Source organism: Streptomyces sp. (genome assembly GCF_035645055.1).
In the GTDB taxonomy this organism is placed as follows: Bacteria; Actinomycetota; Actinomycetes; order Streptomycetales; family Streptomycetaceae; genus Streptomyces.
The window spans coordinates 20832-41282 of sequence record NZ_DASQNH010000043.1; the positions used below are offsets into that span (position 1 = coordinate 20832).

The 20451-nt window shown below is 71.0% G+C and carries 17 protein-coding genes and 1 tRNA gene; 7 read left to right on the forward strand and 11 right to left on the reverse strand.

Annotated elements, in window-relative coordinates; all coding sequences use genetic code 11:
* Positions 1–163: 163 nt before the first annotated feature.
* From VE614_RS14340 to VE614_RS14360, 5 genes are all read left to right on the forward strand, one after another.
* Positions 164–1513, forward strand: coding sequence for a DUF2252 domain-containing protein (locus VE614_RS14340; RefSeq protein ID WP_324936475.1), 1350 nt, complete (start codon positions 164–166; stop codon positions 1511–1513).
* A 78-nt stretch (positions 1514–1591) separates the two neighbouring features.
* Positions 1592–2299, forward strand: a complete 708-nt coding sequence (locus VE614_RS14345) for a hypothetical protein (RefSeq protein WP_324936477.1) — start codon at positions 1592–1594, stop codon at positions 2297–2299.
* An 80-nt stretch (positions 2300–2379) separates the two neighbouring features.
* Positions 2380–3180, forward strand: coding sequence for a DsbA family protein (locus VE614_RS14350; protein WP_324936479.1), 801 nt, complete (start codon positions 2380–2382; stop codon positions 3178–3180).
* A gap of 96 nt (positions 3181–3276) precedes the next feature.
* Positions 3277–4932, forward strand: a complete 1656-nt coding sequence (locus VE614_RS14355; protein WP_324936481.1) for an alkaline phosphatase D family protein — start codon at positions 3277–3279, stop codon at positions 4930–4932.
* 330 nt (positions 4933–5262) lie between these two features.
* On the forward strand, positions 5263–6273 hold the full coding sequence (locus VE614_RS14360; RefSeq protein ID WP_324936483.1) for a zinc metalloprotease: 1011 nt from the start codon (positions 5263–5265) through the stop codon (positions 6271–6273).
* 13 nt (positions 6274–6286) lie between these two features.
* On the opposite strand, the gene VE614_RS14365 is transcribed toward VE614_RS14360, so the two are convergent.
* On the reverse strand, positions 6287–6859 hold the full coding sequence (locus VE614_RS14365; RefSeq protein WP_324936485.1) for a dienelactone hydrolase family protein: 573 nt from the start codon (positions 6857–6859) through the stop codon (positions 6287–6289).
* A gap of 106 nt (positions 6860–6965) precedes the next feature.
* On the opposite strand from VE614_RS14365, the gene VE614_RS14370 reads away from it, so the two are divergent.
* A complete protein-coding gene (locus VE614_RS14370) occupies positions 6966–8087 on the forward strand; it encodes a mechanosensitive ion channel family protein (RefSeq protein ID WP_324936487.1) in 1122 nt (373 codons plus the stop codon).
* Positions 8088–8112: 25 nt separating this feature from the next.
* Here the strand turns inward: VE614_RS14370 and VE614_RS14375 are convergent, their stop codons facing one another.
* The 5 genes from VE614_RS14375 to VE614_RS14395 form a co-directional block, all read right to left on the reverse strand.
* Positions 8113–9696 (reverse strand): Na+/H+ antiporter, encoded by a 1584-nt coding sequence (locus tag VE614_RS14375; RefSeq protein ID WP_324936489.1) that lies wholly within the window; start codon positions 9694–9696, stop codon positions 8113–8115.
* 68 nt (positions 9697–9764) lie between these two features.
* Positions 9765–10253, reverse strand: a complete 489-nt coding sequence (locus VE614_RS14380) for a GNAT family N-acetyltransferase (protein ID WP_324936491.1) — start codon at positions 10251–10253, stop codon at positions 9765–9767.
* A complete protein-coding gene (locus VE614_RS14385) occupies positions 10250–11194 on the reverse strand; it encodes an RluA family pseudouridine synthase (protein WP_324936493.1) in 945 nt (314 codons plus the stop codon). Before VE614_RS14385 ends, VE614_RS14380 begins: the two co-directional genes overlap by 4 nt.
* Before the next feature lie 44 nt (positions 11195–11238).
* On the reverse strand, positions 11239–11859 hold the full coding sequence (gene lspA / locus VE614_RS14390; protein ID WP_324936495.1) for a signal peptidase II: 621 nt from the start codon (positions 11857–11859) through the stop codon (positions 11239–11241).
* A gap of 74 nt (positions 11860–11933) precedes the next feature.
* Positions 11934–13151: a histone H1-like repetitive region-containing protein gene (locus VE614_RS14395; protein ID WP_324936497.1), complete on the reverse strand. Its 1218-nt coding sequence runs from the start codon at positions 13149–13151 to the stop codon at positions 11934–11936.
* Between the two features lie 826 nt (positions 13152–13977).
* Between VE614_RS14395 and ileS the strand changes: the two genes are divergently transcribed.
* Positions 13978–17136: an isoleucine--tRNA ligase gene (gene ileS / locus VE614_RS14400; RefSeq protein WP_324936500.1), complete on the forward strand. Its 3159-nt coding sequence runs from the start codon at positions 13978–13980 to the stop codon at positions 17134–17136.
* 100 nt (positions 17137–17236) lie between these two features.
* Here the strand turns inward: ileS and VE614_RS14405 are convergent.
* The 5 genes from VE614_RS14405 to VE614_RS14425 form a co-directional block, all read right to left on the reverse strand.
* Positions 17237–17310 (reverse strand) — tRNA-Ala (locus VE614_RS14405).
* Between the two features lie 103 nt (positions 17311–17413).
* Positions 17414–18547 (reverse strand): DivIVA domain-containing protein, encoded by a 1134-nt coding sequence (locus VE614_RS14410; protein ID WP_324936502.1) that lies wholly within the window; start codon positions 18545–18547, stop codon positions 17414–17416.
* 53 nt (positions 18548–18600) lie between these two features.
* A complete protein-coding gene (locus VE614_RS14415) occupies positions 18601–18885 on the reverse strand; it encodes a YggT family protein (RefSeq protein WP_016435858.1) in 285 nt (94 codons plus the stop codon).
* Positions 18886–18959: 74 nt separating this feature from the next.
* Positions 18960–19601, reverse strand: coding sequence for a cell division protein SepF (locus VE614_RS14420; protein ID WP_324936510.1), 642 nt, complete (start codon positions 19599–19601; stop codon positions 18960–18962).
* Positions 19602–19730: 129 nt separating this feature from the next.
* Positions 19731–20450, reverse strand: coding sequence for a YggS family pyridoxal phosphate-dependent enzyme (locus tag VE614_RS14425; protein WP_324936512.1), 720 nt, complete (start codon positions 20448–20450; stop codon positions 19731–19733).
* Between the last annotated feature and the right edge of the window lies 1 nt (position 20451).

Consider the following 20451-nt stretch of genomic DNA (forward strand, 5'->3'; position numbering starts at 1 on the left):
GACAGGCTGCGGACAGTCTGGGGGACAGCGTCGAAGTCTATGCCTCGCCGGTGACACCCGGCGGGCACTCCCGCGTACGGTCGGACGTTGGAAGCTGTCGGACACCCGTCCCGGACCCCGTCCGCACAGGTCATGCACCACCGGTACCAGGAGGCACCCCGCGATGTCGTTTCCGCAGCTCAGCGACGAGCAACGCGGCGAGGAGATCCTTGCCGTACTCGACACCGCCTTCGGCGAGCTCCTGGCCGCCGACCCGGCCGCGTTCCGGGTGAAGTTCCGGAAGATGGCCGCCTCGGCGTTCGCGTTCTACCGGGGCACGGCGTGCCTCTTCTACCACGACCTCGACGCCGGGAACGCCGGGCGGGACGGCGGGACGACGCCTGCCGGGCCGTACCTGGACGAGCGGACCTCCCGGGTGTGGATCCACGGCGATCTGCACGCCGAGAACTTCGGCACGTACATGGACTCCACGGGCCGGCTGATCTTCAACGTCAACGACTTCGACGAGGCCTACGTCGGCCCCTTCACCTGGGACCTCCAGCGCTTCTCCGCCTCGATCGCGCTGGTCGGGTACGCGAAGGCGCTCAGCGACGAGCAGATCACCGAGCTGGTGACGGTCTACGCGGGCGCGTACCGCGAGCGGATCCACGCCCTGGCCACCGGCGCCAAGAGCGACGAGGTGCCGCCGTTCACCCTGGACACCGCCGACGGGCCGCTGCTGGACGCGCTGCGCGACGCCCGCTCGCTGACCCGGTTCGGGCTGCTGGACTCGATGACCGAGATCCGTGACTTCGAGCGCCGCTTCGCCCCCGGCGGCGGCTCCATCGAGCTGGACGCGGCCACCCGCTACAAGGTGCTGGCCGCCTTCGACGGCTATCTGGAGACCCTGCCGGAGACGTCCCTGGCCCGCCCGGACTCCTACCGCGTGAAGGACGTCGTCGGGCGCCGCGGCATCGGCATCGGGTCGGCGGGCCTGCCGTCGTACAACATCCTGCTGGAGGGCCACAGCGACGCCCTGGAGAACGACGTCGTGATCTACATCAAGCAGGCCCAGACCCCGGCCGTCTCCCGGCACATCACGGACCCGGCGATCCGGGAGTACTTCCGGCACGAGGGCCACCGCACGGTGATCTCCCAGCGCGCCCTCCAGGCGCACGCCGACCCGTGGCTGGGCTGGACCGAGCTGGACGGCTCGGGCCAGCTGGTCGCCGAGGTCTCGCCGTACGCGGTCGACCTGGACTGGGGCGACATCGACGACCCGGAGGAGATCGAGGCGGTCGTCGCCGACCTGGGGCGGGCCACGGCGTCGATGCACTCGGCGGCGGACGACCAGTCCGGGGAGTCCCTGGTGCCGTTCTCCACCGAGCGGGCCATCGACGCGGCCCTCGCGGCCGACGAGGAGGGCTTCGCCCCGCTCCTGGTGGACTTCGCGCACACCTACGGGGCACGCGCGCGTGCCGACCACCAGATCTTCCTCGACCTGTTCCGCAACGGCCGGATCCCCGGTCTCTAGCCGCTCAGGACCGCCGGCGCTCCCGCACAGGAACCCTTTAGGGGTCTCTTACCGGAGCCCATGACACACTCTCCCGCGATGGACATATCAGGGACCCAGATCAGAGCCGTGCGCGCGGCGCTGTTCACGGCGATCGTCGTGACGCTCAGCACCGCGTCGCACGTGCTGCTGTCACGGGTCCCGCTGCCCCTGGGCACGGTGGCGGCGATCACCGGCGCCGTGTTCGTGATCGCCTACGCGCTGGCCGGCCGGGAGCGGGGCTTCGGCCGGATCGCCGCGCTGCTGATCCCGCTGGAGCTGGCCGCCGACACCGTCTTCACCGCCGGCCAGCACGCCTGCTACGGCCGCGCGGGCGGCCCCGTCGCCGGTCCGCTGCGCTCGGTCGGCCTGGACGTGCTGTGCGGCGGCGGCGAGGTGGGCAGCCCGCTGGCCCGGATGGCCGGGACGACCGGCACCGAACGGGTCGCCGCGCTGCTCGCCGACGCCCATCCGGAGACCGCCTGGCTGCTGCTGGGCGCGCATGTCGGCGTGGGGCTGCTGGCGGCGGCCTGGCTGCGCCGCGGCGAGCAGGCGCTGGCCCAGCTGCTGCGCGCGATGCCCGCGACCACCTTCCGCCCGCTGCTGCTGGCGGTCGCCGCGGTGACGGCCCGGCCGGCCCCGGCGGCCGGCCGGCTGCCGCGCCCCGCGCACCGCCTCGCCTCGACCGCCCCCGACCTCCTCCTCGCGCACTCCCTGGGACGGCGCGGACCGCCGCGCTCGGCCGCTGTCGCGCTCGCTGTCGTCTGAGCGAAGCGGCACATCCGAACACGAGCGGTTCCTCGTCCAGATGCGCGCAGAGCTGCGCGCCACCCCAGGGAGATCACGACATGAGCAAGCGGAACAGCCAGACGGCGAAGACGGCGGCCCGGGAGCGGCTGCGTCAGGAGCGCGAGCGCCAGGCCAAGCGCGAGAAGACCAGGCGGCAGCTGATCGTGGCCGGCTCGATGGTCGCGGTCCTCGCGATAGCCGGCGGCATCGGTTACGCCGTCGTCCAGGGCAGCAAGCCCTCGGGCTGGGAGGCCGCCGCCGAGGCCAAGGTCGTCGCCCCGGCCAACACCTCCGGCAAGGACGGCACCGAGATCCTCCTCGGCGACTCCAAGTCCGACAACGTCGTCCACCTCTACGAGGACCCGCGCTGCCCGGCCTGCGCCTCCTTCGAGCAGACCATCGGCGAGACCGTCAACAAGGGCATGGAGGACGGCGACTACAAGCTCTCCTTCACCCTCGGCACCTTCCTCGACGGCAACCTCAGCGGCGAGGGCTCCAAGAACGCGCTGAGCGCGCTCGGCGCCGCGCTGAACGTGAGTCCCGACGCGTTCCTCGACTACAAGGCGGCGCTGTACTCGGCGAAGTACCACCCCGCCGAGACGAGCGACGAGTTCGCGAAGGACGACTACCTGATCAAGGTGGCGAACACGGTCGACGCCCTGAAGAACAACAAGAAGTTCCAGGACGCGGTCGAGAAGGGCACGTACGACGCCTGGGCGATGCGGATGAGCGACACCTTCGACGACACGAAGGACGTCAAGTCCACCCCCACCATCAAGATCAACGACAAGGTCATCGAGAACCCGCGCACCGTGGCCGACTGGGAGAAGGCGCTCAAGGACGCGGGCGTCACCAAGTAACGCGGGACACCGGAGCGGGCGAACTCCCCGGGGTTCGCCCGCTCTTCACGTACGGCTCCTTACCGAATCCCTTACCGATCAGTAATCTGACCGGCCGTGACCAGTCGTAGATCCCACACCGATCCCCACTCGCCCGCCCCGCGCCGCCGTACGGTCGTCAAGGCCGCCGCGGCCGGGGCCGTTCTCGCGGCCCCGTCGGCCGCCGCCGTCCCGGCGCGGGCCGCCGAGGCGCCCGCCTTCCTGCACGGCGTCGCCTCCGGCGACCCGCTCCCGGACGGCATCCTGCTGTGGACCCGGGTGACCCCCGCCCCGGAGGCCGTCCCCGGCTCGGGCCTCGGCCCCGATGTCGAGGTGAACTGGACCGTCGCTCTGGACAAGGCGTTCACCACCGTCGTCGCCCAGGGCTCCGTCACCGCGACCGCCGCCTCCGACCACACCGTCAAGGCAGACGTCCGCGGCCTCACGCCCGCCACCGACTACTGGTTCCGCTTCTCGGCCGCCGGCACCACCTCCCCCGCCGCCCGCACCCGCACCGCCCCGGCCGCCGACACCGCGGTGGCCAACCTCCGCTTCGGCGTGGTCTCGTGCGCCAACTGGGAGGCCGGGCACTTCGCGGCGTACCGCCATCTCGCGGCCCGCGGCGACCTGGACGCCTGGCTGCACCTCGGCGACTACATATACGAGTACGGCACGGGCCAGTACGGCACGCGCGGCACCGTCGTCCGGCCGCACACCCCGGCCCACGAGATCCTGACCCTCGCCGACTACCGGACCCGGCACGGGCGTTACAAGACCGACCCGGACCTCCAGGCCCTGCACGCCGCGGCCCCGGTCGTCGCCATCTGGGACGACCACGAGATCGCCAACGACACCTGGTCCGGCGGCGCCGAGAACCACACCGAGGGCGCGGAGGGCACCTGGGCCGCGCGCCAGGCGGCGGCCAAGCAGGCGTACTTCGAGTGGATGCCGGTCCGCGCGGCGCTCGCCGGCACCACCTACCGCCGGCTGCGCTTCGGCAAGCTGGCCGATCTGTCCCTGCTCGACCTGCGCTCCTTCCGCTCGCGGCAGGTCACCGTCGGCAGCGGCGAGGTCGACGACCCGGAGCGCACGCTCACCGGGCGCGCCCAGCTGGACTGGCTGAAGGCGGGGCTGGCCGCCTCGGACACCACCTGGCGGCTGGTCGGCAACTCGGTGATGATCGCGCCGTTCGCCGTCGGCTCGCTCCCGGCGGAGCTGCTCAAGCCGCTGGCGAAGCTGCTGGGCCTGCCGCGGGAGGGCCTGGCGATCAGCACCGACCAGTGGGACGGCTACACCGACGACCGCCGGGAGCTGCTGGCCCATCTGCGCGCGAACGCCATCCGCAACACGGTGTTCCTGACCGGCGACATCCACATGGCCTGGGCGAACGACGTGCCGGTGAACGCCGGGACGTATCCGCTGTCGGCCTCGGCCGCCACGGAGTTCGTGGTCACCTCGGTCACCTCCGACAACCTGGACGACCTGCTGAAGGTCCCGGAGGGCACGGTCTCCGCGGTCGCCGCCCCGGTCATCCGCGCCGCCAACCGGCATGTCCACTGGGTCGACACCGACCGGCACGGATACGGCGTCCTGGACCTCACCGCCGAGCGGGCGCAGATGGACTACTACGTGCTGTCCGACCGCACCGAGGCGGACGCGGCCTCCTCGTGGGCGCGCTCCTACCGGACCCGCAGCGGGACGCAGAAGGTCGAGCGCGCCCACACCCCTGTGTGACAGCGGTACTCAAGGGGCGATTTTCAGCCAACCACACTGACGTGATGAGTTGCTGAGGCGAGATCACGACGCCCCGTCCTCCGCTACGGCGGGTGGTGCGAGCCATGGATCGAATCCGGACACACCACCCGCCTCGGTGACGGCCTTCGCCATGCCGGGACTTCAAACCTCGGACAGGCCGACAGTTCATCTCCTCAGTTCTCCCTGTTTGCCGGGAATTTGATTGGGCCTGATCGCAACTCTTCTCGCCTGGTCATGTCCACGTAATCTCCGGGCGGCGACCAGGAAGACCCCTGTGCGCCCTCCCCACCGCATCCGCTAGGAGCCAGCATGCGTGCGCTTGCCCGGATATCTCCCTCGACGCGCAGACGTGTTCTCGCCACCGCCGTCGTGGCCGGAACCCTGATGCTCACCCCCCTGTCGGCGCCCACCAGCGTCGCGGCGGCCGGCACCCCCACGGCCGCCGAGTGCGTCGAGGACACCCACGCGGACGCCCACGCGAGCACCCCCGCCACGGCCCGCGAGGCCCGCCCCGGGCACGGCGAGCACGCCGCCGAGCCCAACGAGGTGAGCGCCGCCAGGGCTCAGGCCATGGACGCCGACCTGCGCAGGAAGCTCGACAAGCTGCCCGCGAACGGCCGCAGCCTCTCGGCGACCGCCACGACCAGCATCCCGGTCTACTTCCACGTCATCCACGACGGCACCAAGGGCCGGCTCGGCTCGGCCGACATCACCGCCCAGATGAACGTGCTGAACGCGGCGTTCGGCGGCCAGGGCACCGGCAACGTCGACTCCGGCTTCCAGTTCACCCTGGCCGGCACCGACTACACGGACAACGCCGCCTGGTACAACCTCTCCTCCGGCTCCGCCGAGGAGAAGGCGATGAAGTCCGCCCTGCGCAAGGGCGGGGCGGGCGCGCTCAACTTCTACACCGCCAACCTCGGCGGCGGACTGCTCGGCTGGGCCACCTTCCCCAGCTCGTACAACTCCAGTCCGTCCATGGACGGCGTGGTCGTGCTGGACGCGTCGCTGCCCGGCGGCTCGGCCACCCACTACGACGAGGGCGACACCGCGACCCACGAGGTCGGTCACTGGCTGGGCCTGTACCACACCTTCCAGGGCGGCTGCAGCGGCAACGGCGACTACGTCGAGGACACCCCGGCCGAGAAGAGCCCGGCCTACGAGTGCCCCGAGGGCCGGGACACCTGCGCCCGCAAGGCGGGCACCGACCCGATCCACAACTTCATGGACTACACCTACGACGCCTGCATGTACCAGTTCACCTCCGGCCAGGTGACCCGCATGCAACAGAACTGGACGGCCTACCGCGCCAACGGCTGAACCGTCTGACCGTCTAGTGGAGCGAGTCCAGGAAGCCGAGCGCCACCCGCCAGGTGGCCTCGGCTGCCTCCGCGTCGTAGTCCGGCAGCTCGGGGTCGGTGTAGAGGTGGCCCGCCCCGGCATACCGGAACACCTCCACGTCCGCGCCCGCGCGGCGCATCTGGAGATACCAGGAGCCGAGCCAGTCCTCCGTCTCGAACGGGTCCGGCTCGGCCATGTGCAGCTGCACCGGCAGATCATCCACCGAGACGTCCGGCGCGAGATCCGAGGTGCCGTGCAGCAGCAGCAGGCCCTTCGCCTTCTCGTCGCCCAGGGCCAGGGTCTGCGCGATCGAGGCCCCGAGGGAGAACCCGGCGTACACCAGCCCCCGCTCCGAATACGGGGCGGCGGCCAGCACGGCCCGCTTCAGCAGTTCGTCCTTGCCGATCTCGTCCTGGACCGCCATGCCCTCCTCGACCGTGTCGAACGTGCGCCCCTCCAGGAGGTCCGGCGTCCACACCTCGTGCCCGGCCGCGCGCAGCCGGTCCGCCGCGGCCCGCACCGCGGGCCTGAGGCCATAGGTCGAGTGAAAGAGCATGATGTTCATGAGGCCATGGTGCCAGCCGGGTGTGACCTCGCGGGGCCCGGGCACTACCCGGAACGTCGGCCGAATCACAGGTTCAGGCCTGCGATGGCCGGTTACGTTCCTGGTCATGGAGAACATACTCCGCCCACTGATCGTGGTCGGCGGCTCCGTCCTGCTCACTCTGGTGATCGGCTGGGCCACCGACCTGCTGCTGCGCAGGGCCGACGAACGGCAGGGCGAGACCCCGCTGTGGGACCTGCTGCGCCGCGGCCGCATTCCCTACCAGCTCGTCCTGTGCGCCGCGCTGCTGAGAGGGTCGTACGACAAGGCGCAGCTGCTCGGCGACCACCGGGTCGGTGTCGGCCACGTCCTCACTCTGGTGCTGATCGGCTCGGCCGCCTGGCTGGTGATCCGGATCGCGGCGGCGGTCGTCGAGACCTCGTACACCCGGTACGCCCACTCCCGGGCCCGGCGCGACCCCGCGCGGGTGCGCCGGGTGCGCACCCAGGTGTCGCTGATCATGCGGGTGGTCGCGGCGACCGTCGGGGTGGTGGCGGTGGCGGCGATGCTGCTGACGTTCCCCGCCTTCCGCGCGGCGGGCGCCTCCCTGCTGGCCTCCGCGGGCATCCTCGGCATCGTCGCCGGCGTCGCCGCGCAGTCCACGCTGAGCAACGTGTTCGCGGGCTTCCAGATCGCGTTCGGCGACATGGTGCGCATCGGGGACACGGTCGTCGTGGACGGCCAGTGGGGCACCGTCGAGGAGATCACCCTGACCTATCTGACGGTACGGACCTGGGACGAGCGCCGGGTCACCATGCCGGTGTCGTACTTCACCTCCAAGCCGTTCGAGAACTGGTCGCGCGGCACCCCGCAGATGACCGGTGTCGTCTTCTGGCACCTGGACCACTCGGCCCCGGTGGAGGCGATGCGCGACAAGCTCCGCGACCTGCTGCGCGAGTGCCCCGCCTGGGACGGGCGCGCCTACGACCTCTCGGTCACCGACACCACGCCCAACACGATGGAGGTGCGGGCCCTGATGACCGCGAAGGACGCCGACGACGTCTGGACGGTCCGGGTCGCGGTCCGCGAGCAGATGATCGACTGGCTGGTCCGCGAGCACCCGTACGCCCTGCCCCGGGTCAACACGGCCGACGCCAACCTGCCGGGCCGGCCGCCGGGTCCCCGCTCGTCCCTCGACGGCATGCCGAACCGCCGCGCGGTGGAGACCCCGAGGGCGGACCGGAGCTGAGCCGGACGGCCGGGCGGGACACCCCCTAGCGCAGACTGCGCACATCCAGCTGGCGCAGCACCCGGTCCACCACCTCGGGGTCCGCCCCCTGTTCGCTGCGCGCCGCCAGCACCTCGTGCCGGGCGGCGCTCAGCATCTCCCCCTCGATCCGGCGCACCCGCTTCATCCGCTTCACCCGCTGGGCGTGCGCCTCCATCCGCTCCTCCTCGCCCATGTCCGGGCTGATCCGCACCCCGATCTCGAAGGCACGCCGCAGCATCCGCTCGGACAGCTCCTCCGGCAGTTCCTCGACCTGCTCGATCTCCCGCAACCGCCGCTTGGCGGCCTTGGCCGCCCGCACCGCGAGCGCCTTCTCGAACTCCTTCTCCCGCTCGCTGTCCGCGCGCACTCCGAGCCGCTTGACCAGCCACGGCAGGGTCAGCCCCTGGAGCACCAGCGTCGCCATGATCACACCGAACGCGATGAAGACGATCTCGTCCCGGTCGGGGAACGGCGACCCGTCGTCGGTCTTCAGCGGAATGGCCAGCGCCAGCGCCACCGAGGCCACACCCCGCATCCCCGCCCACCACATGACGACGGTCTCCCGCCAGCTCATGGGGATGTCCTCGTGGTCGCGCCGCGCGTGCAGCCGTTTGGTCAGCCAGGTCGCGGGCAGCAGCCAGAGCAGCCGGACGAGGACCACGACGCCCGCGACGGCCGCCGCCCAGCCCAGCATCTCGCCCCACCGTCCGGACGCCGTGTGGATCGCGTTGTGCAGTTCGAGGCCGATCAGCCCGAAGGCGACCCCGGTGACGAGGGTGTCGACGACGTCCCAGAAGGTGTGCCCGGCGAGCCGGGTCATGACGTCGTCGGCGTCGGTGGCGTACTCCGCGAGGAACAGCGCCGCGGTGAGCACGGCCAGTACCCCGGAGCCGTGCAGTTCCTCGGCCAGCACATAGGCGGCGTACGGCACCAGCAGGGTGAGCCCGATCTGGAGGGTGGGGTCGCCCAGCAGGTCCATCAGCTTGTTCGCGCCCCAGCCGAGCGCGAGCCCCACCGCGACCGCCACCACGGCGGACAGCACCAGGTCGAGCCCGGCTCCCCAGGGCGAGAAGCTGCCGCCGACCACGGCGGCGATCGCCACGTGGTAGAGCACGATGGCCGTCACATCGTTGAACAGACCCTCGCCCTCCAGGATGGACACCAGCCGGCGTGGCAGCCCCAGCTGCCCGGCGACGGCGGTCGCGGCGACCGGGTCGGGCGGCGCGACCAGGGCGCCGAGGGCCAGGGCGGCGGCGATCGGCAGTCCGGGCACGATGGCGTGGGCGACGAAGCCCACACAGAACATCGTGACGAACACCAGCGCCACGGCGAGCAGGAAGATCGGCCGTTTGTTCGCCGCGAACTGGCGCCAGGAGGTGCGTCGTACGGCCGCGTAGAGCAGCGGCGGCAGCAACAGCGGCAGGATCAGGTCCGGCGGGATGTCGACGTTCGGCACGAAGTCGAGCAGCGCCAGCACGATGCCGAGCAGCGTCATCAGTACCGGCGCGGGCACACCCAGGCGGTCCCCGACCGGGACGCTCACCACGGCCCCGAGCAGCAGGACGAACAACAGGGCCAACTGATCCACGCTCAGCACTCCGACGGGTCTAGGCGATCAGGCCCCCCGGATACCCACCCTGCCATGGACCATCCGCGCTACAGCGCGCGCCGCATCGCCTGGTGCGGAATCCCCGCCTCCAGGTACTCCGGGCCGTAGGACTCGTACCCCAGCCGCTCGTAGAAACGCAGCGCGTGCGTCTGCGCGTGCAGATCCACCGCCGCGAGCCCCCGCGCACGGGCCGCGTCCTCGATCGCCCGGACCAGTGCCACGCCGACCCCCAGGCCGCGCGCGTCCCGGACGACCGCCAGCCGGCCGAGGGCGCCCACCGACGGGTCGCCCCCGGTCCGCGCCGCGGCGGCCTCGCCGTACAGCAGCCGCCCGGTGCCCAGCGGCACCCCGTCCTCCCGGACGGCGAGCACATGCAGCGCGCCGGCGTCGTACGCGTCGTACTCCACGTCCTCCGGTACGCCCTGCTCGGCGACGAAGACCTGCTTGCGCACCGCGAAGCACGCCTCACGGTCGGCCGACTCCTCGGCGACGCGCACGACGTACGCCGACTTGCCGGACGGGGCGGGCGGGGTCATCCGTAGGTCTCCTCGCGGACCTGGTCCAGCGCCTGCTGGAGGTCCTCGGGATAGTCGCAGGCGAACTCGGCCCACTCGCCGCTGCCCGGGTGCTCGAAGCCGAGGCGGACGGCGTGCAGCCACTGCCGGGTCAGGCGCAGCCGCTTGGCGAGCGTCGGGTCGGCGCCGTACGTCAGGTCGCCGACGCAGGGGTGCCGGTGCGCGGCCATGTGGACGCGGATCTGGTGGGTGCGGCCGGTCTCCAGCTTCACATCGAGCAGGGACGCCGCGCGGAACGCCTCGATCAGGTCGTAGTGCGTGACGGAGGGCTTGCCCTCGGCGATGACCGCCCACTTGTAGTCGTGGTTCGGGTGGCGGCCGATCGGCGCGTCGATGGTGCCGCTGGTCGGGTCCGGGTGGCCCTGCACGAGCGTGTGGTACCGCTTGTCGACCGTGCGCTCCTTGAACTGGCGCTTCAGCGACGTGTACGCGTACTCCGACTTCGCCACGACCATCAGGCCCGACGTGCCGACGTCCAGGCGGTGCACGATGCCCTGGCGCTCGGCGGCGCCGGACGTCGAGATCCGGTACCCCGCGGCGGCGAGCCCGCCGATGACGGTCGGCCCGGTCCAGCCGGGGCTCGGGTGGGCGGCGACACCGACCGGCTTCACGATGACGACCACGTCATCGTCGTCATGCACGATCTCCATGCCCTCGACGGGCTCGGCCACCACCTGCACCGGCGCGGCGGCCTGCGGCATCTCGACCTCCAGCCAGGCGCCGCCGCGCACCCGCTCGGACTTGCCGACCACCGTGCCGTCGACCAGCACCTTGCCCGCCGCGGCCAGCTCCGCGGCCTTCGTACGGGAGAAGCCGAACATGCGGGAGATGGCGGCGTCGACGCGCTCGCCCTCCAGGCCGTCGGGCACGGGCAGGTTACGGATCTCGGGAAGGGTGCTCACCCGTCGAGTATGCCGGACGGGTCCGGCACATCCGTACGCGGTGCTCAGTCCTTGTGGACGGTGCCGTCCGGGTCGAGGCCCTTGAAGGACAGCAGCACGATCAGGATTCCGCCGCACACGATCGCCGAGTCGGCCAGGTTGAAGACGGCGAAGTGCTTGGGCGCGATGAAGTCCACCACCGCGCCCTCGAAGACGCCCGGCGAGCGGAAGATCCGGTCCGTGAGGTTGCCGAGCGCGCCGCCCAGCAGCATGCCGAGCGCGATCGCCCAGGGCAGGCTGTACAGCTTGCGGGCGAGGCGGGCGATCACCACGATCACGGCCGCCGCGATCACCGTGAAGATCACGGTGAAGGCCTCACCGAAGCCGAAGGCCGCGCCCGCGTTGCGGATCGCCTCGAACCGCAGCCAGTCGCCGATGACCTCGATCGGCTCCTGGTGCTCCAGCTTCTCGACCACAATGATCTTGCTGATCAGGTCGAGCAGGTAGGCGAAGGCGGCGACCGCGAAGAGCACGGCGATCCGCCGCTTGCCCCGGTGCCCCGCGGCAGCGGCCCCGGACTCGGCGCCGCTCTCGCCGCTTTCGTCGCCGCCGGGCCGCTCCGGCTCCTCGGCCCGGGCCGCGTCCGAATTGTCCGGCGTACCGATGATGCGCTCCGCCTCTGCCACGTGAGTCCCTCAACCTAGGTGCCTGACTGAGGACGAGGGTACGGCACGCCTTCCGTGCCGATCAGTACCGGCGTTCAGTACCGGCGCTCCTGCTTCTGCTTGCACTCCACGCACAGGGTCGCGCGCGGGAAGGCCTGCATCCTCGCCTTGCCGATCGGGTTGCCGCAGTTCTCGCACAGGCCGTACGTGCCCGTGTCCAGGCGCTGCAGGGCGCGCTCGATCTGCATCAGCATCTCGCGCGCGTTCGCGACCAGGGCCAGCTCGTGCTCGCGCGTGATGTTCTTGGCACCGGTGTCCGCCTGGTCGTCCCCCGCGCCGTCCCCGGACTCCCGCATCAGGCCGGCCAGGGACGCCTCCGAGGAGGCGATCTCCGCGCTCAGCCGGTCCGCCTCGCCCGACAGGTCCGCGCGGGCCTCCTCGACCTCCTCAGGGGTCCAGGGGTCCTCACCGGGGCGCACCGCCAGCTCGCCGGGCTCCGCCGCGGCGGCGCGTGCCTTGGGGACGGCGGTCTGGGCCGCCGGGGCCGTGCCAGAAGTCTTCTTCGCAACCACCGTCGTGGCTCCCGTCTGCTCCGCGGCCTCGGCCGCGCCCGCCTTCTTCGCCGTGCTCTCCGCCCCGCCCTCGGCAGGACCCTGCGCTCCCTCTTCCCGCCCGGCACCCTCTTCGCCCGCCACGGCCGTCCCACCGGCGGCGGGGGCCTCGGCCGCGGCCTTCCTGCCCGTCGGGCGGCGGGGCGCCGCCCTCCCGGCCGCGGCCTGGCCGGCCGGAGCCTGCCCGGGGGAGGCCTTCTTGACCGCCGCCTTTTTGGCCGCGGTCTTCTTGGCCACTGTCTTCTTGGCCACTGTCTTCTCGGCCGCGGTCTTCTTGGCCACTGTCTTCTCGGCGGGGGCCTTCTTGACGGGGGCCTTCCTGACGGGCACCTCCTCGGGCGGCGCCGCAGCCACGGCCTTCTCGGCGGGCACCTCCTCGGCTGCCGCCTTCCTGACCGCGGTCTTCTCGGCCGCGGTCTTCCTGCCCGCAGTCTTCTCGGCCGCAGTCTTCTTGCCCGCGGTCTTCTTGGCCGCCGCCTTCTTCGCGGCGGTCTCCTTGGCCGCCGCCTTCTTCCCGGCGGTCTCCTTCGCGGCGGTCTCCTTCGCGGCGGTGTTCTTGGCCACCGACTTCTGGGCCGTCGTCTTCTGGGCCGTCGTCTTCTTCGCGGCGGTCTCCTTCGCGGCAGCCGCCGTCACCGCCGCCTTCTCCGGGACGGCCTTCTTCAGGCCCGCCTCCTTGCCCGCGGTCTTCTTCCCCGCCACCGCTTTCCCCGCGGCGACCTCAGGAGCAGCCGCCTTCCCCCCGCCCCCCTCCCTCCGCACCGTGTTCACGGCGTTCACCGCACGCTTCGCCCCCGCCGCGTCGGCACCCCGCGTGCTCCTCTTCCCGCTCACATCCTTGACCGCACCGCTCACATCCCCGGCCGCACCGCCGGAGGCACGGGCGCTCGTGGGCCTGCCCGACGCCGACTGCTGTACGGCGGTCTTCTTCGCCACCATGGCCGCGGCCCCTTCACATATTGTGATCTTGCACGCGAATCGTGCTGGGACGATAAATCGACTTGAGTCCCGCGGCAACGGGGCACGCCGCCCGATTCGCCCGCCCCACGACCCCGTGTGACCGGCATGCATGCGTTGTGCCCAGCTCCCCGCGGGGTATGCCGCCGAGCTCGACTTCCCCGGAACGCGACCCCCCAGATGTCCATTCGGGTCATCGCGAGCGCCGCGCCGGGCCCGCCGTAAAACCGGTCGGCCGCTGTCCGTGGGGCGCCGTACACTGGGCGGAGCGAAAAGCGTGGATGGGGACGAGTAGCGGCGTACGCAGCCCAGAGCGACCCGGGGACGGTGGAAGCCCGGGGGCGAGCGCGACGTGAAGATCACCCCGGAGCCGCCGGAAGAAAGCCGCAGCCCGGAGCAGTGGCCAGTAGAACCGGCATCGCGACCCCAATGAGGGGGCTCGCCGAGGCAAGGACCTGCCCCGGAGAGCCAAGGAGGGTGGTACCGCGGGAGCGCGCCGAAGCGGCGTAGGAAAGACGTAGCTCTCGTCCCTCCGACGGAACGCAGCAACTCCGCCGGAGGAAGATCGCTGATGACGACAGCGCCGACGTACCGCCAGGTGCCCGCTCAGGTCGACCTGCCCGCGCTCGAGCACGCCGTGCTCGAGTTCTGGCGCGAGCAGAAGATCTTTGCCAAGAGCCTGGAGCATTCCCAGGGCCGCCCCGAGTGGGTGTTCTACGAGGGCCCACCCACCGCCAACGGCATGCCCGGCGCCCACCACATCGAGGCGCGCGTCTTCAAGGACGTCTTCCCCCGCTTCCGCACCATGCGCGGCTACCACGTGGCCCGCAAGGCGGGCTGGGACTGCCACGGCCTGCCGGTCGAGCTGGCGGTCGAGAAGGAGCTGGGCTTCGCCGGCAAGCAGGACATCGAGGCGTTCGGCATCGCCGAGTTCAACGCCAAGTGCCGCGAGTCCGTGACCCGCCACACCGACGCCTTCGCCGAGCTGACGACCCGCATGGGCTACTGGGTCGACCTCGACGACGCCTACCGCACGATGGACCCGGAGTACATCGAGTCGGTCTGGTGGTCGCTGAAGACCATCTTCGACAAGGGCCTGCTGGTCCAGGACCACCGCGTGGCGCCCTGGTGCCCGCGCTGCGGCACCGGCCTGTCCGACCACGAGCTGGCGCAGGGCTACGAGACGGTCGTCGACCCGTCGGTCTACGTCCGCTTCCCGCTGACCTCCGGCCCGCTGGCCGGCGAGGCGGCCCTGCTGGTGTGGACGACCACCCCGTGGACCCTGGTCTCCAACACCGCCGTGGCCGCCCACCCGGAGGTCACCTACGTCGTCGCGACGAAGGGCCCCGAGGGCACGGAGAAGCTGGTCGTCGCCGAGCCGCTGGTCGCCAAGGCGCTCGGCGAGGGCTGGGAGACCACCGGCCAGTCCTTCACCGGCGCCGAGATGGAACGCTGGACGTACCAGCGCCCCTTCGAGCTGGTCGAGTTCCCGGAGCCGGCCCACTTCGTGGTGAACGCCGAGTACGTGACCACCGAGGACGGCACGGGTCTGGTCCACCAGTCCCCCGCCTTCGGTGAGGACGACCTCAAGGTCTGCCGCGCCTACGGCCTGCCCGTGGTGAACCCGGTCCGCCCGGACGGCACCTTCGAGGAGGAGGTCCCGCTGGTCGGCGGCGTCTTCTTCAAGAAGGCCGACGAGAAGCTCACCGAGGACCTCCAGCAGCGGGGCCTGCTCTTCAAGCACCTGCCGTACGAGCACAGCTACCCGCACTGCTGGCGCTGCCACACCGCGCTGCTGTACTACGCGCAGCCCTCCTGGTACATCCGCACGACCGCCGTCAAGGACCGCCTGCTCCAGGAGAACGAGAAGACCAACTGGTTCCCGGACACGGTCAAGCACGGCCGCTTCGGCGACTGGCTGAACAACAACATCGACTGGGCGCTGTCCCGCAACCGCTACTGGGGCACCCCGCTGCCGATCTGGCGCTGCGAGGAGGGCCACCTCACCTGCGTCGGCTCCCGCGCGGAGCTGACCGAGCTGACCGGCACCGACCAGTCGAACCTCGACCCGCACCGCCCGTTCATCGACGACGTCACCTTCACCTGCACCCACGAGGGCTGCTCCCTCGACGCGGTGCGCGTGCCGGAGGTCATCGACGCCTGGTACGACTCGGGTTCGATGCCGTTCGCGCAGTGGGGCTACCCGTACAAGAACAAGGAGCTGTTCGAGAGCCGGTACCCGGCGCAGTTCATCTCCGAGGCCATCGACCAGACCCGCGGCTGGTTCTACACGCTGATGGCGGTGGGCACGCTCGTCTTCGACAAGTCGTCTTACGAGAACGTCGTCTGCCTCGGCCACATCCTCGCCGAGGACGGCCGGAAGATGTCCAAGCACCTGGGCAACATCCTCCAGCCGATCCCGTTGATGGACCAGCACGGCGCGGACGCGGTCCGCTGGTTCATGGCGGCCGGCGGCTCCCCGTGGGCGGCCCGCCGCGTGGGCCACGGCACCATCCAGGAGGTCGTCCGCAAGACGCTCCTCACCTACTGGAACACGGTCGCCTTCCAGGCCCTGTACGCGCGGACGTCGAACTGGGCGCCGTCCGCGGCGGACCCGGCCCCGGCCGACCGCCCGCTGCTGGACCGCTGGCTGCTCAGCGAACTCCACGCCCTCACCGACCAGGTGACCCAGGCGCTGGAGGCGTACGACACCCAGCGCGCCGGCAAGCTGCTGTCCGCGTTCGTCGACGACCTGTCGAACTGGTACGTCCGCCGCTCCCGGCGCCGATTCTGGCAGGGCGACAAGGCCGCGCTGCGCACCCTGCACGAGGTGGTCGAGACGGTCACCAAGCTGATGGCCCCGCTGACCCCGTTCATCACCGAGCGGGTCTGGCAGGACCTGGTCGTCCCGGTCACCCCGGGCGCGCCGGAGTCGGTGCACCTGGCGTCCTGGCCGGAGGCGGACCTCGGCGCGATCGACCCGGAGCTGTCGCGGCAGATGGTGCTGGTGCGCCGCCTGGTGGAGCTGGGACGGGCCACCCGCGCGGAGTCGGGCGTCAAGACCCGTCAGCCGCTCAGGCGCGCGCTGATCGCGGCGACCGGCTTCGAGGCGCTCGACCGCGAGCTGCACACCCAGATCACCGAGGAGCTGAACGTCGAGTCGCTGGCGTCGCTCAGCGAGGTCGGCGGCTCCCTGGTCGACACGACCGCCAAGGCCAACTTCCGTGCCCTGGGCAAGCGGTTCGGCAAGCGTGTCCAGGACGTCGCCAAGGCGATCGCGAACGCCGACGCGGCGGCCCTGTCGCTGGCACTGCGCGAGGGCAACGCGTCCGTGGAGGTCGACGGCGAGACGATCACCCTCGCCCCGGACGAGGTGATCATCACCGAGACCCCGCGCGAGGGCTGGTCGGTGGCGTCCGACGCGGGTGCCACGGTCGCCCTGGACCTGGAGATCACCGAGGAGCTGCGCCAGGCGGGCCTCGCCCGTGACGCGATCCGGCTGATCCAGGAGGCCCGCAAGAACAGCGGCCTCGACGTGGCCGACCGGATCGCGCTGCGCTGGACGGCCACGGACCCGGCGGTCGTCGCCGCCCTGTCCGAGCACTCCGCGCTGATCGCCGACGAGGTGCTGGCCACGGACTTCGCCCAGGGCGAGGCCGACGGCTCGGGCTACGGCGAGCCGTTCACCGACGAGGGCCTGTCCCTGACCTTCCGCCTGCGCAAGGCGTAAGGCACGGGCGGACGACGCGAAAGGCCCGGCCTCCCGTACTGGGGGGCCGGGCCTTTCGCGTCGCACGTCGTCACAGGTCACGGAAGGGCGACGAGCAAGCAGGGGCGGGCCGGATTCGAACCGGCGTCCTCCTCGATGCCATCGAGGCGCGACTCCCTCTGCGCTACGCGCCCCCCGAGCACCCTACGCGACTTCCCGCGCAAAAGGGCGGGGCCCCGGATCGAAATCCGGGGCCCCGCCCTGAATGCTGCCGACGGCTACGCCGTACCACGCGCTGTCAGTTGTCGTCCTCGTCGATCAGGAACCCGCGCATCGGCGAGGGAGCCTGGCCCATCGGCGACGGACCCTGCGGCCGGACCGGCGCCATCGGCTGGGTCATGGCCGGGGACATCTGCTGCTGACCGCCGTAGGACGGAGCGGACGGGCTCGGCGCACCCCCCATCGACTGGTTGCCGCCGTACGACGGGGCGCTCGCGCCGGCCGGGGCCATGGAGGGCGCCGGGGACGGCGGGAGGGACGCGGTCGCCGGGTTCCGCGGCGGGGCGAGGGAGTCGTCGGCCTGGGTCTCCAGCTGGCGCAGCTGCGACTCCAGGTACGACTTCAGTCGCGTGCGGTACTCGCGCTCGAAGCCGCGCAGGTCCTCGACCTTGCGCTCCAGCGTGGCGCGGGCGGACTCCAGGGAGCCCATCGCGACACGGTGCTTCTCCTGCGCGTCCCGCTCCAGGGCATCGGCCTTGGCACGGGCGTCACGCTCCAGACCCTCGGCACGCGAACGCGCCTCGCCGACGATCTTGTTGGCCTCGGAACGGGCCTCGGCGATCGCCTGGTCGGCGGTCTGCTGGGCCAGCGAGAGGACACGGGCGGCGCTGTCGCCGCCGGGGCCCTGACCGGGTCCGCCCATCGGACCGCCCATGGGGCCGCCCATCGGACCCGGGCCCATCTGGCCCTGCATCGGGCCACCCTGGCCCATCGGACCCTGACCCATCGGGCCGGGACCCTGCGGACCCTGACCGCCGGGGCCGGCGGGCAGCTGCGGGGCACCGCTCGGCAGCTGGGGCGGGCCACCCATGGGGCCGCCCATCTGCTGCTGCGGCGGGCCCGATATGCCGGCGGGCACCGGAGCGCCGGGACCTCGCATGCCCTGCTGCGGCATGCCCTGCTGGGGCATGCCCTGCTGAGGCTGCTGCTGGTCCTGCTGCTCCTGCGGCTTGCGCATGTTCTGCTGGTTCTGCGCGGCGGCGCGGGTGGCCGCGGCCAGCTTCGCGCGCAGATCCTCGTTCTCGCGGAGCAGACGGGTCAGTTCGGCTTCGACCTCGTCGAGGAAGGCATCGACCTCGTCCTCGTCATAGCCTTCTCGGAGGCGGACGGTCGTGAACTGCTTGTTCCGCACGTCCTCGGGGGTCAACGGCATCTCTTCACCTCAACGTAGTCGTCGGCATTCGGCAAGACGGTAGGTCACATCGCTCACAGCCGGCTCACGATCGAGATCAGGATGTAGACGATGATCATCAGTACGAAGAAGGACAGGTCGAGCGCCACGCCCCCGAGACGCAGCGGCGGAATGAACCGCCGCAGAAGCTTGAGCGGTGGATCAGTGACAGTGTAGGTGGCCTCCAGAACGACCACCATCGCCTTGCCGGGTTGCCACGAGCGGGCGAACTGGAAGACGTAGTCCATGACCAACCGGAAGATGAGCACGATGAGGAAGCACATCAGCGCGATGTAGATGACATCCAGAACCACGCTCATGCCCGTGCTTCCCTCTCCCCTGTTTCCCGTGCTGTGTGGGTACTGCTTTGTACCGCGATTTCCGGTCGTGCGTCTCAGCTCTGGTTGAAGAACCCGCCCTCTGCGATGCGGGCCTTGTCCTCCGCCGTGACATCGACGTTAGCAGGCGACAACAGGAACACCTTCTGCGTCACCCGTTCGATGCTGCCGTGAAGACCAAACACCAAACCGGCCGCAAAGTCGACAAGTCGCTTCGCGTCCGTGTCGTCCATCTCGGTCAGATTCATGATCACCGGCGTGCCCTCACGGAAGTGTTCCCCGATGGTACGGGCCTCGTTGTAGGTCCGCGGGTGAAGCGTGGTGATCCGGTAAGGCTCTCGTTCCGACACGACCTTGGGCATGATCACCGGTGCGTTCTTCTCCAGGCTTGCGCGTTCTTGTGTGATGGACGCCACGGGCGCGATGCGCGCCGGACGTCCGGATTCCGCGGGGAGCGAAGCGGAGTGCGCCGCCGGCTCGCGGGGCGCGGGAGGGTGTACGACTCGCACCGATTCGTCCCTTTGGGGCTGGTGTGAACCGTGCGACTGGTGGGACTGTTCGTGCCGCCGGTGATCCCGTTCGGGCTCCGGGTCCAGCTCGGGCTCGAAGTCGTCATCGGGGTCGAATCCCCGGCCGTCGTACCCATCGTCCTCCACGAGGCCGAGGTAGACCGCCATCTTGCGCATCGCGCCGGCCATGCTCTGAGTCCTCCGCTCTGTGGTGGATCGGCTGACGAGTGGCAAGTGCCCGCGATCCACGAGGTCGTTACGCCCGCCCTTCGACGGTAATGACCATATTTTCTGCTGTGGTCCGACTTCCTGGCGACGTTACCCGACCCTGGGACGGACTCCGAGTACCGCGCTGCCGACGCGTACATGTGTCGCTCCGGCGGCCACGGCCTGTTCGAGATCCCCACTCATCCCTGCCGAGACCATGTTCGCAGCCGGATGGTCTCGGCGCAGGTCGGCCGACAAATCCACCAACCGCTCGAACGCCGCCTGTTGCCGCCCGGCGTACTCACCGGTCAGAGGTGCGACCGTCATCAGCCCGTCGAGCCGCAGCCCGGGAGAGCCGGCGATCAGGCCGGCCAACTCCTCGACACCTTCCGGCGCCACGCCGCCCCGCTCGCCCCGGCCGCTCGCTCCGGCGTCGAAGGCCACCTGGATCAGACAGCCGACCTCCCGTCCGGCCCGTACGGCCTCCTTGGAGAGCGCCGTCACCAGCCGGTCCCGGTCGACGGACTGCACCACATCCGCGTAACCGACCACAGAACGGACTTTGTTGGTCTGCAACTGGCCGACGAAATGCCAGGAAAGGGACAGATCCCGGCATTCCGCGGCCTTGGGCGCCGCGTCCTGGTCACGGTTCTCGGCGACGTGGCGCACACCGAGTTCCGACAGGATCCGCACATCGCTCGCGGGGTAGGTCTTGGTGACCACGATCAGGGTCACCTCTTCACGCTTGCGTCCCGCCGCCGCGCAGGCCGCGGCGATGCGCTCCTCGACCCGTGCCAGATTTCCGGCGAGTTCGTCCCTACGGTCCGTCATG

Bases quoted from the DNA above. Each gene is read 5' to 3' on its own strand.
- VE614_RS14365 (WP_324936485.1), bottom strand. From the start codon at position 6,859: ATGAACATCATGCTCTTTCACTCGACCTATGGCCTCAGGCCCGCGGTG.
- VE614_RS14345 (WP_324936477.1), top strand. From the start codon at position 1,592: ATGGACATATCAGGGACCCAGATCAGAGCCGTGCGCGCGGCGCTGTTC.
- ileS (WP_324936500.1), top strand. From the start codon at position 13,978: ATGACGACAGCGCCGACGTACCGCCAGGTGCCCGCTCAGGTCGACCTG.
- VE614_RS14350 (WP_324936479.1), top strand. From the start codon at position 2,380: ATGAGCAAGCGGAACAGCCAGACGGCGAAGACGGCGGCCCGGGAGCGG.
- VE614_RS14380 (WP_324936491.1), bottom strand. From the start codon at position 10,253: ATGACCCCGCCCGCCCCGTCCGGCAAGTCGGCGTACGTCGTGCGCGTC.
- VE614_RS14340 (WP_324936475.1), top strand. From the start codon at position 164: ATGTCGTTTCCGCAGCTCAGCGACGAGCAACGCGGCGAGGAGATCCTT.
- VE614_RS14420 (WP_324936510.1), bottom strand. From the start codon at position 19,601: ATGGCCGGCGCGATGCGCAAGATGGCGGTCTACCTCGGCCTCGTGGAG.
- VE614_RS14415 (WP_016435858.1), bottom strand. From the start codon at position 18,885: ATGAGCGTGGTTCTGGATGTCATCTACATCGCGCTGATGTGCTTCCTC.
- VE614_RS14425 (WP_324936512.1), bottom strand. From the start codon at position 20,450: ATGACGGACCGTAGGGACGAACTCGCCGGAAATCTGGCACGGGTCGAG.
- VE614_RS14360 (WP_324936483.1), top strand. From the start codon at position 5,263: ATGCGTGCGCTTGCCCGGATATCTCCCTCGACGCGCAGACGTGTTCTC.
- VE614_RS14370 (WP_324936487.1), top strand. From the start codon at position 6,966: ATGGAGAACATACTCCGCCCACTGATCGTGGTCGGCGGCTCCGTCCTG.
- VE614_RS14410 (WP_324936502.1), bottom strand. From the start codon at position 18,547: ATGCCGTTGACCCCCGAGGACGTGCGGAACAAGCAGTTCACGACCGTC.